At 67.9% G+C, this 16,324-nt stretch carries 15 protein-coding genes and 1 pseudogene; 9 read left to right on the top strand and 7 right to left on the bottom strand.

Annotated features, from left to right (window positions below):
• The first annotated feature begins 42 nt into the window (after window positions 1-42).
• From AC2H6A_RS05080 to AC2H6A_RS05070, 3 genes are read left to right on the top strand one after another with little or no spacing between them, the layout of a single operon-like run.
• Window positions 43-660, top strand: a complete 618-nt coding sequence (locus tag AC2H6A_RS05080) for an amino acid ABC transporter permease (protein ID WP_484272067.1) — start codon at window positions 43-45, stop codon at window positions 658-660.
• A gap of 13 nt (window positions 661-673) precedes the next feature.
• Window positions 674-1,321 (top strand): amino acid ABC transporter permease, encoded by a 648-nt coding sequence (locus AC2H6A_RS05075; RefSeq protein ID WP_484272055.1) that lies wholly within the window; start codon window positions 674-676, stop codon window positions 1,319-1,321.
• On the top strand, window positions 1,314-2,054 hold the full coding sequence (locus AC2H6A_RS05070) for an amino acid ABC transporter ATP-binding protein (protein WP_484272054.1): 741 nt from the start codon (window positions 1,314-1,316) through the stop codon (window positions 2,052-2,054). The genes AC2H6A_RS05075 and AC2H6A_RS05070 overlap by 8 nt, the downstream gene beginning before the upstream one ends.
• A gap of 47 nt (window positions 2,055-2,101) precedes the next feature.
• On the opposite strand, the gene AC2H6A_RS05065 is transcribed toward AC2H6A_RS05070, so the two are convergent.
• Complete coding sequence (locus AC2H6A_RS05065) at window positions 2,102-2,614, bottom strand: Lrp/AsnC family transcriptional regulator (protein ID WP_484272053.1); 513 nt, start codon at window positions 2,612-2,614, stop codon at window positions 2,102-2,104.
• A gap of 92 nt (window positions 2,615-2,706) precedes the next feature.
• Here AC2H6A_RS05065 and mdeB point away from each other — a divergent pair, with 92 nt between their 5' ends.
• Window positions 2,707-5,349, top strand: a complete 2,643-nt coding sequence (gene mdeB, locus AC2H6A_RS05060; protein ID WP_484272052.1) for an alpha-ketoglutarate dehydrogenase — start codon at window positions 2,707-2,709, stop codon at window positions 5,347-5,349.
• 4 nt (window positions 5,350-5,353) lie between these two features.
• On the opposite strand, the gene AC2H6A_RS05055 is transcribed toward mdeB, so the two are convergent.
• The 3 genes from AC2H6A_RS05055 to AC2H6A_RS05045 all read right to left on the bottom strand — a co-directional run bounded on the left by AC2H6A_RS05055 (window position 5,354) and on the right by AC2H6A_RS05045 (window position 8,331).
• Window positions 5,354-6,508 (bottom strand): NADH:flavin oxidoreductase/NADH oxidase, encoded by a 1,155-nt coding sequence (locus tag AC2H6A_RS05055; RefSeq protein WP_484272051.1) that lies wholly within the window; start codon window positions 6,506-6,508, stop codon window positions 5,354-5,356.
• A gap of 35 nt (window positions 6,509-6,543) precedes the next feature.
• Window positions 6,544-7,761 carry a CaiB/BaiF CoA transferase family protein gene (locus AC2H6A_RS05050; protein WP_484272050.1) on the bottom strand — a complete coding sequence of 406 codons (1,218 nt, stop codon included), beginning with the start codon at window positions 7,759-7,761 and terminating at the stop codon, window positions 6,544-6,546.
• A gap of 258 nt (window positions 7,762-8,019) precedes the next feature.
• On the bottom strand, window positions 8,020-8,331 hold the full coding sequence (locus AC2H6A_RS05045) for a YcgJ family protein (protein WP_484272049.1): 312 nt from the start codon (window positions 8,329-8,331) through the stop codon (window positions 8,020-8,022).
• A 342-nt stretch (window positions 8,332-8,673) separates the two neighbouring features.
• Here AC2H6A_RS05045 and AC2H6A_RS05040 point away from each other — a divergent pair, with 342 nt between their 5' ends.
• On the top strand, window positions 8,674-9,831 hold the full coding sequence (locus tag AC2H6A_RS05040; protein WP_484272048.1) for an MBL fold metallo-hydrolase: 1,158 nt from the start codon (window positions 8,674-8,676) through the stop codon (window positions 9,829-9,831).
• A gap of 495 nt (window positions 9,832-10,326) precedes the next feature.
• Here AC2H6A_RS05040 and AC2H6A_RS05035 read toward each other — a convergent pair whose 3' ends face one another.
• Window positions 10,327-10,896: a porin family protein gene (locus AC2H6A_RS05035; RefSeq protein WP_484272047.1), complete on the bottom strand. Its 570-nt coding sequence runs from the start codon at window positions 10,894-10,896 to the stop codon at window positions 10,327-10,329.
• A gap of 143 nt (window positions 10,897-11,039) precedes the next feature.
• Window positions 11,040-12,623: a class I adenylate-forming enzyme family protein gene (locus AC2H6A_RS05030; protein ID WP_484272046.1), complete on the bottom strand. Its 1,584-nt coding sequence runs from the start codon at window positions 12,621-12,623 to the stop codon at window positions 11,040-11,042.
• 140 nt (window positions 12,624-12,763) lie between these two features.
• On the opposite strand from AC2H6A_RS05030, the gene AC2H6A_RS05025 reads away from it, so the two are divergent.
• Both AC2H6A_RS05025 and AC2H6A_RS05020 read left to right on the top strand, forming a co-directional pair.
• Window positions 12,764-14,503, top strand: coding sequence for a thiamine pyrophosphate-binding protein (locus tag AC2H6A_RS05025; protein WP_484272045.1), 1,740 nt, complete (start codon window positions 12,764-12,766; stop codon window positions 14,501-14,503).
• Between the two features lie 22 nt (window positions 14,504-14,525).
• Window positions 14,526-15,188: a GntR family transcriptional regulator gene (locus tag AC2H6A_RS05020; protein WP_484272044.1), complete on the top strand. Its 663-nt coding sequence runs from the start codon at window positions 14,526-14,528 to the stop codon at window positions 15,186-15,188.
• A 39-nt stretch (window positions 15,189-15,227) separates the two neighbouring features.
• On the opposite strand, the pseudogene AC2H6A_RS05015 reads toward AC2H6A_RS05020, so the two are convergent.
• Window positions 15,228-15,359: pseudogene (locus tag AC2H6A_RS05015) on the bottom strand (CcdB family protein); the annotation flags it as partial.
• Between the two features lie 400 nt (window positions 15,360-15,759).
• On the opposite strand from AC2H6A_RS05015, the gene AC2H6A_RS05010 reads away from it, so the two are divergent.
• Together AC2H6A_RS05010 and AC2H6A_RS05005 are read left to right on the top strand one after the other, a co-directional pair.
• Entirely contained in the window at window positions 15,760-16,038 is a 279-nt protein-coding gene (locus tag AC2H6A_RS05010; RefSeq protein WP_484272043.1) for a type II toxin-antitoxin system RelE/ParE family toxin, read from the top strand.
• Window positions 16,039-16,045: 7 nt separating this feature from the next.
• On the top strand, window positions 16,046-16,324 hold a 279-nt coding region (locus tag AC2H6A_RS05005), incomplete at its 3' end, for a HigA family addiction module antitoxin (RefSeq protein ID WP_484272042.1).

Genomic DNA, 16,324 nt, shown 5'->3' with positions numbered 1-16,324 from the left:
GTGGTCACGCTGGACTTCTCGGCCGTGCTGGTCGACTGGCCGATGCTGCTGCGCGGCGTGGTCGCCACGGCCGGGCTCACCGCACTATCGGCCGCCGCCGGGCTGGGCCTGGGCGTGGTCTGCGGCTGGGCGCGGGCCTGGGGCCCGCGGGGGTTTGCGCGCGGCGTGGCGGCTTATGTGGAGCTGGTGCGCAACACGCCCTTCATCGTGCAGCTCTTCTTCATCTTCTTCGGTCTGCCCAGCCTTGGGCTGCGGCTCTCGCCCGAAATCGCCTCGGTGATCGCCATGACCGTCAACCTCGGCGCCTATGCCGCCGAGATCGTTCGGGCCGGCATCGAAGCCACGCCGCGTGGCCAGATCGAGGCGGGTCTGAGCCTGGCCCTGTCACGCGCCCAGGTCTTCACACGGGTGGTGCTGCCACCGGCGCTGGCCCGGGTGTGGCCCGCGCTGGTCAGCCAGATCATCATCGTGATGCTGGGTTCGGCGGTGTGCGGCCAGATCGCTGCGCAGGAGCTCTCCTACTTCGCCAACCTCATCCAGAGCCGCAACTTCCGCGCCTTCGAGGCCTACATCGTGGCCGCCGCGCTGTACCTCGCGCTGGCCATCGCGCTGCGGCAGGCCCTCAACTGGGCAGGCGCGCGACTGCTCGTCGGGCGCTGAGGCAGGCACCAGCATGGTCGAGTTCACCCTCTGGGACATCCTGCGCAACCTGCTGCTGGCAGCCCGCTGGACGGTGGCCCTGTCGCTGGTCGCATTCATCGGTGGCGGCACGGTGGGCCTGACCCTGCTCATGGCGAGACTGGCCCGCTGGCCAGGCGCCGAGCGCGACGTTCGCCTGTATGTGGAGCTCTTCCAGGGCACACCGCTGCTGATCCAGCTCTTCCTCGCCTACTTCGGGCTGGCGCTGCTGGGCCTGGAGATCTCGGCATGGTCGGCGGCGGCGCTGGCGCTCACGCTCTACACCAGCGCCTTTCTGGTCGAGATCTGGCGTGGCTGCGTCGAGGCCATTCCGAAGGGCCAGTGGGAGGCCTCGGCCAGCCTCGCGATGAGCCTGCCGCAGCAACTGCGCCATGTCATCGGACCGCAAGCCTTGCGGATCGCCGTGCCACCCACCGTGGGCTTCCTGGTGCAGGTGGTCAAGGGCACGGCGCTGGCCTCGGTGATCGGCTTCATCGAACTCACCAAGGCGGGCACCATGATCACCAACGCCACCTTCCGCCCGTTCACGGTCTATGCCTGCGTGGCGCTGCTCTACTTCTGCCTGTGCGCGCCGATCTCGGCATACAGCCGAAAACTCGAAAGCCGACTGCGCCATGGATGACGACGCCATCATCGAGATCCGGGGGCTGCGCAAGCGCTTTGCCGAGAACGAGGTGCTCAAGGGCATCGATCTGAGCGTGCGCCGCGGCGAGGTGCTGGCGATCATCGGCCGCAGCGGCTCCGGCAAGAGCACGCTGCTTCGCTGCATCAACGGACTGGAGCCCTTCCAGGAAGGCAGCATGAGCGTGGAGGGCACCGCGCTGCGCCCCACCGACGCCACCGCCATGCGCGCGCTGCGCCAGCGCGTGGGCATGATCTTCCAGAGCTTCAACCTGTTTCCGCACCTGAGCGTGGGCCGCAACATCATGCTGGCGCCTTCCCTGGTCAAGGGCCTGCGCGGGGTCGATGGTGAACGCCGCGCCCGTGAGTTGCTGGCGCGCGTGGGCCTGGCAGACCGCTTCGATGCCCATGCCGACCAGCTCTCGGGCGGTCAGCAGCAGCGGGTGGCGATCGCCCGCGCGCTGGCCATGGATCCGGCCGTGCTTCTGTGCGACGAGATCACCTCGGCGCTCGATCCCGAACTGGTGGGCGAGGTGCTCAAGGTGGTGGCCCAGCTCGCCCAGGAGGGCATGACGCTGCTGATGGTCACCCACGAAATGGCCTTTGCGCGGCGGGTGGCCCACCGGGTGGTCTTCATGCACGCCGGCCGCATCCATGAGATGGGCCCCGCGGCACAGCTCTTCGATGCGCCCCGCACCGAGGAGCTGCGGCAGTTCCTGTCGGCCCTGGGCTGAGCAGCCTCTCGCCCTCCGGACTTGCGCCGGAGCACCCGCCAGGCGTCTTACGGATGGGCCTTGTGCGATGACCGCGGCAGCGGCAGCGCGGTCTGGTAGCGCACCTGCTTGAGCGCGAAGCTGGATCGGATCTTCTCCACGCCCGGGATGGGCGTGAGCTGTTCGAGGATGAAGCGCTCGAGCGCGGCAATGTCGGCAACCGCCACGCGGATGAGGTAGTCGCTGTCGCCGGTCATGAGGTAGCACTCCATGACCTCGTCATGCTCGGCGATGCGCCGCTCGAACTCGGCGAGCGCCGACTTCGACTGCGCCTTCAGGCTGATGTTGATGAAGACATTCAGGCCAAGGCCGAGCGCCTTCGCGCTGACCAGCGCCACATAGCGCTGGATGACGCCTGCGGCCTCGAGCGCGCGCACCCGCGTGAGGCAGGGCGAAGGCGAGAGATGCACCCGACGGGCGAGCTCGACATTGGTCAGCGAGCCATCGCGCTGCAGCTCATCGAGGATGCGCAGGTCGATGGCATCGAGCGAACCGGAAAACGCTGGAATTTCCTGCTTCAATCAGAGCTCCTGACACTATTTTCTGCTTCCAAATTAACCTCAGGCGAGCATATCAGGAGCCTATTTCGCTTGCTGCGATCTACAGTACTTGCATGAAACCCATCGACCTCCCCCTGTCCAGCGCCGGGCTGGCCCGCGGCGATGACGCCCGGATCGACGCCGATCCCGGCGAGACTGCCGAGTGGCGTGACGCCTTCGAGTCCCTGCTCGCTGCCCACGGCCCGGCGCGCGCGCGCTTCATCCTCGACGAACTCGCGGCAATGGCCCGCGGCCCGGCCGTGGGCTGGTCACCGCCGCTGACCACGCCCTATGTGAACAGCATCCCCGCCGAGCGGCAGGCGCCCTTCCCTGGCGACCTCGCCATCGAGGAACGGCTGGCGTCGCTGATGCGCTGGAATGCCCTGGCGATGGTGGCGCGCGCCAACGCCGCCTATGGCGAACTCGGCGGCCACATCGCCAGCTATGCCAGCGCGGCCGATCTGTTCGAGGTCGGCTTCAATCACTTCTTTCGCGCGCGAGACGATCATCACCGCGGCGATCTGGTGTTCTTCCAGCCGCACAGCGCGCCCGGCGTCTATGCCCGCGCCTTTCTCGAGGGCCGGCTGAGCGAGGCCGATCTGCACCACTACCGCCAGGAGATCAGCGCGCCCGGGCAGGGCGCCCGTGGGCTGCCGAGCTATCCGCACCCCTGGCTGATGCCGGACTTCTGGCAGTTCCCCACCGGCTCGATGGGACTGGGTCCGATCAGCTCGATCTACCACGCCCGCTTCATGCACTACCTCACCCACCGCGGGCTGCTCGACTGCCAGGGCCGCAAGGTCTGGGGCGTGTTCGGTGATGGCGAAATGGACGAGCCCGAGAGCATGAGCGCCCTCACCCTCGCCTCGCGCGAGAAGCTCGACAACCTGGTCTGGGTGGTGAACTGCAACCTGCAGCGTCTGGATGGCCCGGTGCGCGGCAACGGCCGCATCGTCGATGAACTCGAGCGGCTCTTCCTGGGCGCCGGCTGGCATGTCATCAAGCTGCTCTGGGGCAGCGACTGGGATGGCCTGTTCGCCCGCGACAGCGCGCAGGCGCTCACCCGAGCCTTCTCGCACACCGTCGATGGCCAGATGCAGACCTTCGCGGCCAAGGACGGCCGCTACAACCGCGAGCACTTCTTCGGCCAGAACGACGAACTGCGCCGGCTTGCCATGGGCCTCACCGATGCCCAGATCGATCAGCTGCGCCGCGGCGGCCACGACCTGGTGAAGATCCACGCCGCCTACGCGGCAGCAGCCAGCCATCGCGGCCAGCCCACGGTGATTCTGGCCCACACCAAGAAGGGCTATGGCATGGGCGCGGCCGGCCAGGGCCGGATGACCACGCACAGCCAGAAGACCCTCGACGAAGCGGCGCTGATCGACTACCGCAACCGCTTCAACCTGCCCCTGAGCGATGCCCAGGCCACCGGGCTGTCGTTCTATCGACCCGCCGATGACAGCCCCGAGATGCGCTACCTGCACGAGCGGCGCCGCGCGCTTGGCGGCTACCTGCCGGTGCGGCGCGATGACTGCGCGCCGGTGGCGGTGCCGCCGCTGCCCGGCTACGCGGCCTTCGCCACCGCGGCGGGCGGCCGTGAGATGTCGACCACCATGGCCTTCGTGCGCATGCTGGGCAACCTGCTGAAAGACCCGGTGCTCGGCCCGCGCATCGTGCCCATCGTGGCCGACGAGGCGCGCACCTTCGGCATGGCCTCGATGTTTCGCCAGGTGGGCATCTACTCCTGCGCCGGTCAGAGCTACGAACCCGAGGACATCGGCTCGGTGCTGGCCTACCGCGAGGCGGTCGATGGCCAGATCCTCGAGGAGGGCATCAGCGAGGCCGGCGCGATCGCGAGCTGGACCGCCGCCGCCACCAGCTACAGCGTGCACGGCGTGGCCATGCTGCCCTTCTACATCTACTACTCGATGTTCGGCTTCCAGCGGGTGGGCGACGCGATCTGGGCGGCGGCCGATCAGCGCGCCCGCGGCTTCCTGATCGGCGCCACCTCCGGGCGCACCACGCTTGGCGGCGAGGGTCTGCAGCACCAGGACGGCAGCAGCCATCTGGTGGCCGCCACCATCCCGAACTGCCGGGCCTGGGACCCGGCCTTCGCGGGCGAGCTCGCGGTGATCGTCGACCAGGGCATGCGCGAGATGCTCATCGAGCAGCGCGATGTCTTCCACTACATCACGGTGATGAACGAGAACTACGCGCAGCCCGATCTGCCCGAGGGCGTACGCGAGGACCTGCTGCGCGGCGCCTACCGCTTCGGTCGCTGGGGCCCCGATGGCGCTGAACGATCGGTCACCCTGATGGGCTCGGGCGCCATCCTCAACGAGGTGATCGCCGCCGCGAAGGTGCTGGCCGAGGATGGCATCGCCTGCGAGGTGATCAGCGTGACCAGCTGGAGCGAACTCGCACGCGAGGGTCAGGCCTGCGAGGCTCGCTGGCTCGCGGGCGATGAGGCCCCGCGCCCGTTCATCGCGCAACTGCTCGCGGCGGGCCGCGGCCCGGTGATCGCGGCCAGCGACTATGTGCGCGCCGTGCCCGACACGATCCGCGGCTTCGTGCCGGCCGGTCGCCGCTATGTCACGCTGGGCACCGACGGCTTCGGCCGCAGCGACACCCGGCGCGCCCTGCGGGCGTACTTCGGCGTGGATGCGGCCGCGATCGCGCAGGCAGCGCGGCGGGCCTGCGCCAGCGCAGGGTGACGGGTCAGCCCATCCCCTTCTGCCAGGTGGACGGCACACCGCCGAACCCGCGCCGGGCGCGGGACTCCAGCCAGAAACCCGACTGCCGGGGCACCTGATCGAACGCGGTGGCAAGGCCCATCTTCTGGGCCGCATCCATCGGCCAGTTCGGGTTGTGCATGATCTCCCGGCCGATGGCGACCAGGTCGGCATGACCCTCCTGCAGGATCTGCTCGGCCTGATCGCCGTGGATGATCAGCCCGACCGCCATGGTGGCGATGCCGGCGTCGCGCCGGACCTGCGACGCGAAGGGCACCTGGTAGCCGTAGCGCAGCGCGCGATACATCGTGGGCACGCGGCTGGACACCCCGCCCGAGGTGCAGTCGATGACATCGACACCCTTGGTCTTGAGGATGCGGGCAAGCGCGACATTCTGCTCGGGCCCCCAGCCGGCATCGTCCTCGATCGACAGGCGCATGAAGAGCGGCTTGTGCGCCGGCCAGTGCTCGCGCACGCTCTCCACGATCTCGATCGCCAGGCGCCTGCGATTGGCGTCCGAGCCGCCATAGGCATCGGTGCGCTGGTTCGCCTCGGGCGACAGGAACTGGTGGATGAGGTAGCCGTGCGCACCATGGACCTCCAGCACATCGAAGCCGGCCTCGTTGGCCCGCCGCGCCGCCTGCCCCCAGGCGCTCACGAGCTGGGGAATCTCGTCGAGGGCCAGCGCGCGCGGCACCGGCCAGCCCTCGCCATAGGCGAGCGCGCTGGGCCCGACGATGTCCCAGGCATCCCACTCGGCGGCATTCTCGTCGGTGCGCGGCATCGGGCCATCGCCCTCCCAGGGCCGCGAGGTGCGCGCCTTGCGCCCGGTGTGGCCAAGCTGGATGCCGGGCACCGCGCCCTGCTCGCGGATGAAGCCGGCCAGCCGCGCCATGGGCGCGATGAAGGCGTCATCCCACAGCGCGAGGTCACCCAGCGTGCCGTGACCGCGGCGCTCGACCTTGGTGGATTCGACGAACACCAGTCCCGCGCCCCCGGCCGCGAAGCGGCCGAGATGCATCAGATGCCAGTCGGTGGGCAGATGCTGGCGGGCCGAGTACTGGTGCAGGGGCGGCACCACGATGCGATTGCGAAGACGAACCTCGCGCAGATCGATCGGCGAGAAAAGGAGAGGAGTCATCGGGCTGCCTTTCGGTCGATCTCAGTCGAGCGTGATCATCGCCGCGGCGGCGGCCCGAAGGCGCCAGCCTGAGTCCACTGCCGGAACTCTTCCGGGCTCGCGCCCAGCACGGTGGTCATGATCTCTTCGGTGTCGGCGCCAAGCCGGGCCGAGGCCACCGCGGGAAGGCGGTCGGCGCCATGCAGATGCAGCGGGCTGTCGGCGATGGCCACGCGTCCGTACTGCGGGTGATCGATCCACTCGAGGAATTGCCGCTCGTGCAGGTGCCGGTCATGGGTGACCTCGACCACATCGCGCACCGGCGCATGCGGCACACCGTGCCGGTCGAGCGCCCGGCAGGCCTCCTCACGCGTGAGTTCGCGCATCCAGGCCGAGACGATCGCATCGGTCTCGGTGATGTGGCGCACGCGCGCGACCTTGCTGGCGAAGCGGGCGTCGGTCGCGAGATCGGCGCGGCCCATCGCCGCGATCAGGCCGGCCCAGTGCGCATCGGTGACACCGATGATTGCGACATGGCCGTCGCGCGCGCTGTAGACATTGTAGGGCGCTGCCGAGCGGCCACCATGCTGGTTGCCGGTACGCGGCGGCACCTCACCGTGGTCGTAGTAGAAGGTGAGGTTCGATGCGAGCGTGGGGTAGACCACCTCCTGCATGGCCACCTCCACCAGCCGCCCTTCCCCGGTGAAGTGGCGCTCGTACAGCGCCGTGAGCACGCCCGCGTAGAGGTGAATGCCGCTCAGGAAGTCCACCACCGCCGGCCCCGCCTTCACCGGGGGGCCATCAGGAAAGCCGGTGACGCTCATCATGCCGGATGACGCCTGCACGGTGACATCCATGGCGAGCTGGTTGCTGTCGGGGCCCGAAAGGCCGTACCCCGAACCCGAGGCATAGACCAGGCGCGGATTGAGCGCGTGCAGCGCCGACCAGCCCACGCCAAGCCGGTCCATCACGCCGGGTGCGTAGTTCTCGAGCAGCACATCGGCCTTTGCCACGAGCTTGCGCAGGACGGTCTTGCCCTGCTCCGACTTCAGATCAAGCGTGATGCACTTCTTGTGGCCGTTGAGCAGCGCGAAGGGAACCCCCGACCCCTTGCTCACCGCCTCGCGCTGCCGGACCGGTTCACCGCCCGGGGGCTCGACCTTGATCACGAAGGCGCCGGCCTTGGCCATCAGGTAGGTGGCATAGGGGCCCTGGTAGACCTGTCCGAGGTCGATCACCACCACGCCATCCAGTGGTCGATTGCGTCTGTGCATGTCGGTCACCTCTGTCGCCGATGGGGTCCGCGACCGAGTATTCGCCTCAAACGGCGCGCATGGCAAGGCCGTCTCGAGAACGGTTCCGCGTATCTGGAAGCGCCCCCATGTCGCTTTCGGGATCCGCTTCGTCTGGTCGCGGGTGACAGTGCGACAGCCGCGCCCCGCACCGGGCTCTCACCCAGCGCTTGCGGCGGACCCGTCGCGTGCGGCGACGCGGCGGTGCCGGCGACTGATGGCCATCGGATCGCGCGGTGCTCAGCGTCCGAAAAGCGCCTTGGTATGCGCTGCATCGACCTTGTCACTGTGCTTGGACACATGACAGACCTTTTGCGCGGTCTTGCAGTCCACGCCGTTGCTGAAGCCAAACCAGGTCATGTCGTAGTTGGCCGGGCCGCCCGCTTCCTTGATGCGACCCATCATGGCCGCTTCTGCCTTCGCGCCAAGGTACTCCTTGGTGAAGGCAAGGGAAATGCCCTGCTCATCTGCGCAGAACTGGGCTTTCTTGTCGCAGACGATTCCGGGCTGCGGCGAATACACATCGCCCTTGAGCTGTTTGGCGGCAGCCATGGGGGTGATTGCACAGAAGAGAACGGCAAGGGCCAGGCGGTGCATGGATGGACCCTCACGGAGACACGGGGCCAGGTAGCATAACTCCGCGCTTCAGAGTGGGCTGCCGCGAGAGCCACCGGATGAGCTGCCAGGCAGGAAGCCGTGTCGTCAGCACACACGACCTGCGTTCCGGATCATGGATTGCAAGATGCGCCCTGGCTCACGCGAATCCCCGGTTGATGCGCTTTCCGCATGAGGACGAGCAGATGACGCGCTTCCGGCCCCGCCCGCCGAACGGCACAATGCGAGGGGCGTCACACCACCGAACAGACGCCTGAACCATCTACGGGAGAACTCGTCATGTCCACCGATGACCGCAGTTATCTGGGCAGCAGCGCCCGCCGCCGCCTGCTCTCGGCCACGCCCGGCTCGCTGCTGTGGGCGCTGGCCGGCGGGCTCGGCACCGGGGCTCAGCTGGCCACGGCACAACCCCTGCAGTCAGGCGCCGTCCCCGAGGTGGATCGCCTGGCCGTGCGGGTGGTGACCGACTCCTACCACCATGCCTTCGAGGCCTCGCGCACCGTCGGCGATGTGCAGATGCAGCGGGTGGGCAATGCGCTCAAGCCCAACGCGCAGCCGCGCACCCTGCTCAATGAGTGGGGCCTGTCGCTGCACCTGCAGTCGAACCGGGGCAGCGAGCAGCGTCAGGTGCTGATCGACTTCGGCTTCAATCCGGTCACGCTGAACAACAACCTGGACATCCTGGGCGTGGATCCGGCGCAGCTCGACGCGCTGGTGCTTTCCCACGGCCACTACGATCACTTCGGTGGCATGGTGGGCTTCCTGCAAGCCCACGGCGCCAGGCTGCGCAAGGCCCTGCCCTTCTACCTGGGCGGCGAGGAATGCTTCTGCACGCGTGAGGGCGGTATCGGCCCGGGCGTGGGCAACTTCGGCTCACTCGATCGCCAGGCCATCCGCGATGCCGGCATCGTGCTCAACTACGCCGAGAAGCCCAGCGTGGTGGCCGGCCATGGCTTCACCACCGGACGCATCGCGCGCGAGAGCTTCGAGCGGGTGCTTTCGCCCACCCGCATGGCCGTGGGCGTGAAAGACGGCATCGGCTGCGCGCCCGAGGGCATCCCTGCAGACAAACGCAGCGCCACCGCCTACATCCCTGACGACTTCGACCATGAACAGGCCACGGCCTTCGTGGTCAGGGGCAAGGGCCTGGTGGTGATGACCTCCTGCGGCCATCGCGGCGTGGTGAACTCGGTTCGGGCCGCGCAGAAAGCGTCGGGCGTGCAGAAGGTGCACGCGGTGCTCGGCGGCTTCCACCTCGCCCCGCACCCGCCCGAGTACCTGCGCCAGACCGCCGAGGCGCTGCGCGAGATCAACCCCGACTGGCTGATCCCCATGCACTGCAGCGGCGAACCCTTCATCGCGATCGCGCAGCAGGTGATGGGCGAGAAGGTGCTGCGGTCCTCCACGGGCACGCGGTTCACGTTCAGCGCCGCCTGACCGAAGCGCGCCTGGGATTGCCCGACACGGACCGAGGATTCGCTCGGTCCGACGACCATGGCCGTGCGGGCTCCGGATTGAGCTTGGGAGCCGCCAGGCTGGCGTCACGCAGACTGGCACCGCCATGCAGGGACGCATCAAACGACGCAAGGCCGAAGAGGCGCCCCCTCTCGGTATGGTTCCTAACGGGCAGCCCATTGTCTGCCCGCTCTGTGACCGCCCCATTCCGGCGTCACAGCGCGACGCCCACCACCTGGTTCCCAAGTCACACGGGGGGGTGGAGACCGCCTGGCTTCATCGCATCTGCCACCGCCAGATTCACGCTCTGCTCACCGAGGCCGAACTGGCGCGGGCGTACCGAGATGTGGACTCACTCCGACAGCATCCCGAGATGGCGAGGTTCCTCGATTGGGTGCGTCGCAAACCCGATGACTTCTTCGAGCGGACTCGCAAGAGTCAGCGACTCAGGGCTCGATAGGGCTCGCGACCGGGGGCTCAGAATCGGTACAGCAGGCCGAGGGTCCACAGATCGGCACGCCGCTTCTCGCCCTGGAACTTCAGGTTGATCTGCTCGAAATCCAGGCGGCCGAGCCAGTTCGGCGCGAAGCGGTATTCCGCGCCTGCGCCCCACGCGAAACGGGTGTGCCGTTCCGAAGCACTGCTGCTGCCTCCCGCCGAGGAAGTCGCATCGAGCCTGACCTTCGAGTCGACAACACCGAGCCGGGCAAACACCGACCAGGGGTCGAGCGGGAGTGATGCGACCGCGAAGAGCCCGTAGCCGCTGCTCTTCCAGTCGGCATTGACCGCACCAAGGGTTGCGTCGGTTGCCGTCTGGTTCAGCTTTCCATGGTCGTAGTAGGCCGCTTCCAGGCCCCAGTTGGGCGTGAACCGGTAGCCGCCGAAGAGCTTCGCAACCGTGTCGGTCCTCTCGCAGGTGTTGGTGCCACTGCAGTCGATGTTGACGCGGGCCTGCCCCATGCCGAAGCCCAGGTAGGCCTGGGCTGAGACGCCGCCCGACAGGCAGCAGGCGGCGAGAGCGATCAGACTTACCAGCGGCTTGTTCACGGCAATCCTTTCGATACAGGTTGGCAGCGAGTTGATAGCCCGTCTGCAGCGCAGCGCAGGCGAACCCATCGGATGCGACCAGTGTCGCCATCCGTACCGAGAGGGGATTGAGCGCTCGCAACGCGCGCGTGAACTGCCACGCCTCAGGCGTGCTCGAGCGCCAGCCGCTGCCGCAACTCACGGTGCAGGATCTTGCCGGTGGCGGTGCGCGGCATCTCGTGGTCGGCCATGAAGGCAAACGCGCTGGGGCACTTGAACCCGGCCAGACGCTGGCGACACCAGTCGCGCAGTTCCTGCGCATCGGCCTGCTGGCCCTCGTGCAACACCACCACGGCCTGCACCGTCTCGCCCCACTTGTCGTGCGGCACGCCCACCACCGCCACATCGCGCACCTTGGGGTGGGCGCCCAGCGCGCCTTCCACCTCAGACGGGTACACATTCTCGCCGCCGGTGATGATCATGTTGCTCTTGCGATCCACCAGCCACACATAGCCATCGGCGTCGCGTCTCGCCATGTCGCCGACCGAGCACCAGGCGCCATCGAACGCCTCGGCGGTCTTGTGCGGCTGCTTCCAGTAGCCGTCGAACACATAGGCGGTACGCGAAAACAGTTCACCCACTTCGCCGTCAGGCACCTCGCGGCGCTGCTCGTCCAGCAGGCGGATCGCGCCGCTGCTGGCCCACTCGCGCCCGACCGAACCCAGCTTCCGGATCTGCTCGTCCGGGCGCAGCAGCGTCACCCAGCCGGCCTCGGTGGAGCCATAGAGCTCGTAGAGCTGGCCGTTGTGGAAGTGCTCCAGGATGGCGAGCTTGGTGTCCTCGCGCGCCGGGGCCGATGACACCAGGAGCTTGCCCACGCGGCTGACATCGTGGCGACGCTTCACCTCGTCGGGCAGGGCCAGCATCATGATGTAGTGGGTGGGCACCAGCGATGTGAAGGTGACCTGCTCGCGCGCCAGCGTGGCCAGCAGCGCCTCGGGGTCGAAGCTGCGCCGGTCGTCGACGATGCAGGTGCCTCCGAGATGCAGGAAGGTGGTGCCGAAGTACAGCGAGTTGGCGTGACACAAGGGCATCACCAGCAGCGCGATGTCATCGCGGGTGAAGTTCATCTCGAGCGCCGTCGCCATGGCGATCAGGGTGCTGCCGCGATGCCGTCGGATGGCGCCCTTGGGCCGGCCTGTGGTGCCCGAGGTGTACATCAGCGCGCACATGTCGGCTTCACCGACCGCATCGAACGCAAACGCCGGATCAGACAGGGCGATCAGGTCTTCGTACGAGCGCCAACCCGCTGCCGTATTGACGGGCTCTGATGCGTCACTGGCGACGGGAATGGCCACGAATCGGCCGCCCGGCACACGCAGTTCGCGCCGGATGCCGTCGACCGCGCCGCAGAACTCCGGCCCGGCGATGACGGCACCGACCTCCGCGTGATCAAGGATGTAGGCCATCTCGGGTCCGGTCAGGCGAAAGTTCAGCGGCACCACCACCAGGCCGGCCCGCGCCATGGCCACATAGATCTCGATCCACTCGATGCGGTTGTAGGCCACCACCCCCACCCGGTCACCCTTGCTCAGGCCGAGTTCGCACAGGCCCGCGGCCAGTCGCGTCGCGCGCTCGTGCAGCCCGGCCCAGGTGAGGCTGCGCTGGGAGTCGCGCACGGCCAGCCGGCGCGGCATCAGGCGAGCGTGGGTGGCGACGGCATCGGCAATGGTGGGCAGGTCGGTCATGGAGGACTCCGTTGGGCCCGCAGGCAGGGTCTTGAAGCAGCACCATATCTATGTACTCTGAATTCAGAGTTCTGATAACATAGCAAGGATCGTGGCCGCGCGCCACTCCCCGGCCAACGCCCAGTCATCCAGGAGCCGCCATGACACCCCCTCCCATCACCGAGCAGAGCGGCGCCGCCGTGATTGCACGCTTCCTCAGGCAGCGGGGCGTGCAGCGCGTCTATGGGCTGTGCGGCGGGCACATCATGCCGATCTGGATGCGGCTGGACGCCGAGGGCATCCGCATCGTCGATGTGCGCGATGAACGCGCCGCGGTCTACATGGCGCATGCCGAAGCGCAGCTGACCGGGGGCCTGGGTGTGGCGCTGGTCACCGCCGGCCCCGGGGTCACCAATGCGATGACCGGCATCGCCAATGCCCATGTGGCGCGTGCGCCGGTGCTGGTGCTCTCGGGTCTTCCCCCCACCGCCCAGGACAACCGTGGCGCCTTGCAGGACATCGTGCACACCGACCTGGTGCGCGGCATCACGCGCTACGCGCGCACCGTGCGCCACCCGGCCCTGATTCCGCAGGAGCTGGCCGAAGCCGCCGCCCGCGCGCAAGGCGAAGGCGGTGAGGCCGGGCCGGTATACCTTGACTTCCCGGTGGACACGCTGCGCGCCGAGGTGCCCCGCGCGGTGCAGCTGCCCGAATACCTCGAGCAGCGTCAGGCGACGCCCCTGCCGCCTCACCCGGCGCAGGTGCAGGCCGCGGTCGACATGCTGTGGCAGGCACGGCGGCCGCTGTTCATCTCGGGGCGCGGCGCGCAGGGCGCAGGCACCGCGCTGGGCGAACTCATGTCGCGGCTGGGCGCCGCCTACCTGGACACCGGAGAAAGCCGCGGCCTGATCAGCGACGACCACCCCAGCGTGGTGGCGGCGATGCGCGGCACCGTCATGGGCCAGGCCGACCTGGTGATCACCGTGGGGCGACGGCTCGACTTCCAGCTGGCCTACGGATCGCCGGCGGTGTTCGGCAACGCGCGATTTCTGCGCATCGCCGACTGCGCGGCCGAGCTGCGCGACAACCGGCGGGGCGATCTCGCTTTGCTGTGCAACCCGGCGCTGGCGCTGCAGGCGATCCTGGACGCGGCGCCAGCGCACGCACCCGCGACCGATCGCACCTGGGTGCAGGGCTTACGCGACCAGCATCTCAAGCGCTCCGAAAAGCTGGCCACCGGCATGCGCGAAGCGCCCGCGGGCCAGGACGGCCGCATGCACCCCAACCGTGTGCTGGCCGCCCTGCGCGATGTGCTGCCGCAGGATGCGGTGGTGGTCGCCGACGGCGGCGACTTCCTGAGCTTTGCGCGCGTGGGCTTGCCGGCCTCCACCTACCTGGATCCGGGCTCGCTGGGCTGCATCGGCGTAGGCACCGCCTTTGGCATCGCCGCGCGGCTGGTGCACCCGCAACGCACCGTGGTGGTGGCCACCGGCGACGGCGCCTTCGGCTTCAACGCCATGGAGATCGATACCGCCGTGCGGCACCGTGTGCCCATCCTCGTAGTCGTGGCCAACAACGGCTCATGGGCGATCGAGGTGCGTGATCAGCTGGAAACCCACGGCAAGGTGGTGGGCACGCATCTGCAGTTTGCCGACCATGCCGCCATGGCCCGTGCCTTCGGCATGCACGGAGAGCGGGTGGAAGAGGCGGGCGAGCTCCGCGGCGCCATCGCGCGCGCCATGGCCGCACTGGCCCAAGGCCAGCCCGCCTTGCTGGATGTGATCGTCACGCCCGAAGCGGCGTCTTCAGACGCCAAGTCCGGCCTGGCCTGGGTGCCCGACCTGCAGCCCCTGGGCGCCTGGGACGAAGCCGAGCGTCAGTGGCGTAGCGCCGCCGGCTGAGGTGACCCGCTACGATACGCCCATGAAAGCGCTGAAGCCTGCCCCTACCCTGGTCGAACAGGTCCACGAGGCCATCCTGTCGGACATTGCCGCGGGCAAGCTGCGGGCGGGCGCGCGCATCATCCAGGAGCAGATTGCGCAGGAACTCGGCGTGTCGCGCCAGCCGGTGCAGCAGGCGCTGACCCTGTTGCGCAAGGAAGGTGTGCTCAGCGATGCGCCCGGGCGCGGGCTGCAGGTGGCGCCGATGGATCTGGCCCATGTGCGTCACATGTACGATGTGCGCGCCGTGATCGAGGGTCTGGCCTTTCGCGAGGCGGCCGCACACGGCAGCGCGTCAGCGCGTGACAAGGGCGTCGCGCTCATTCGCGCAGGCCGCAAGGCGGCTGCGAGCGGCTCGGTCAGCGCCATGATCTCGGCCGACATGGCCTTCCACCACTTCATCTACGGGCTTTCGGGCAACCCCTTGATCGTGCCCGCGCTGGAAACCCACTGGACGCAGGCGCAGCGCGTGATGGGCGAGGTGCTGCTGCGCGAGGACAAGCCACGCGACATCTGGGACCAGCACGAGGCCTTGCTGAAGGCGGTCGCTGCCGGCAAGGCAACCCAGGCGGAGCGGCTGGCCCGACAGCACATCACCGAGGCAGCCGACTTCATGATCGATCGGCTGCGCGCCGAGCAGGGCTGAATCAATGCACTTGCGATCAGCCTTCCGTCGGAGGATTTCATCGAGCACAGCCAGCGGCATGGTCAGCCGCATGGCCAAGGCATCCAGCAGATCGCTCTGGACCACCACCACGCAGGGGATGCCCTCGGCCGCGCTGCCGCTGGGGTTGGTGAAGACGTCGTACTGGGCCATCGGCCGAGAGGATCACGGTCTCGAGTTGGCCGGCTTTTTGCTCGAACACAGGTTCGCGCTTGGCTTGGGCGCAGAGGCTGCCAAAGCGGTTCTTGGCTTCTGTGGCGGTGACGCGCATGGTGGCCTCCCGGGATGTCTGGCCGTTTTAGCGATTGATGACCATGGGCACAAAGCTGATCCAGAGGGGACCCCAGGCGCACATCCAAGAAGCCCTGAACCGATTGGAAAGTGTTCGAAGGGTTTGGAACCGGTTCGAAACAATCCTGGCGGGCAAAAAGGAATTGTTTAACTGACTCGCTCAGTTTTCAGACCTCTTGTTCTTGGTGGGGTCGGGGATTCGACCCCACCATCGATTGCTGCTGCACTTGCTGCGCGTAGCGCTACGCGCTACAGTCCCGAAATGATTCGAAGCTTCAGGCACAAGGGCGTTGAGCGCTTCTTCAAGTCCGGCTCGCGTGCCGGAGTCCAAGCCGCTCATGCCCCGCGCCTGGCTCGGCAACTGTCTGCGTTGGACGCGGCCACAAGGCCCGAAGACATGAACCGTCCCGGGTGGGACTGGCATCCCCTCAAGGGCGGCCTCTACGGCCACTGGTCAGTGAGCGTGAACGGCAGCTGGCGTCTGACTTTTGCTTCTGAAAACGGCGATGCCATCCTGGTGGACTACCAGGATTACCACTGAGGTGTTTATGAGTTTGATGTTCAACCCACCCCACCCAGGCCTCACTTTGAGGGACGACATCCTTCCTGCCTTGAATCTGCAGGTGGGCGAAGCAGCTGCCCAGCTGGGCGTCGACCGGACGACTTTGTCCAAGGTAGTCAATGGGCGGGCTGCGATCAGCCCTTCAATGGCACTGCGCATTGAGCGTTGGCTGGGGCGCGACCATGGCGGGGCGGCTGAGGTCTGGCTGGCTCAGCAGGCTGCATACGATCTCTGGCAAGCACGGGTCGCAGCGAAGGCCAGCAAG

This window comes from Quisquiliibacterium sp. (genome assembly GCF_982640115.1).
This window is presented reverse-complemented; position numbering and strand designations above follow the sequence as displayed.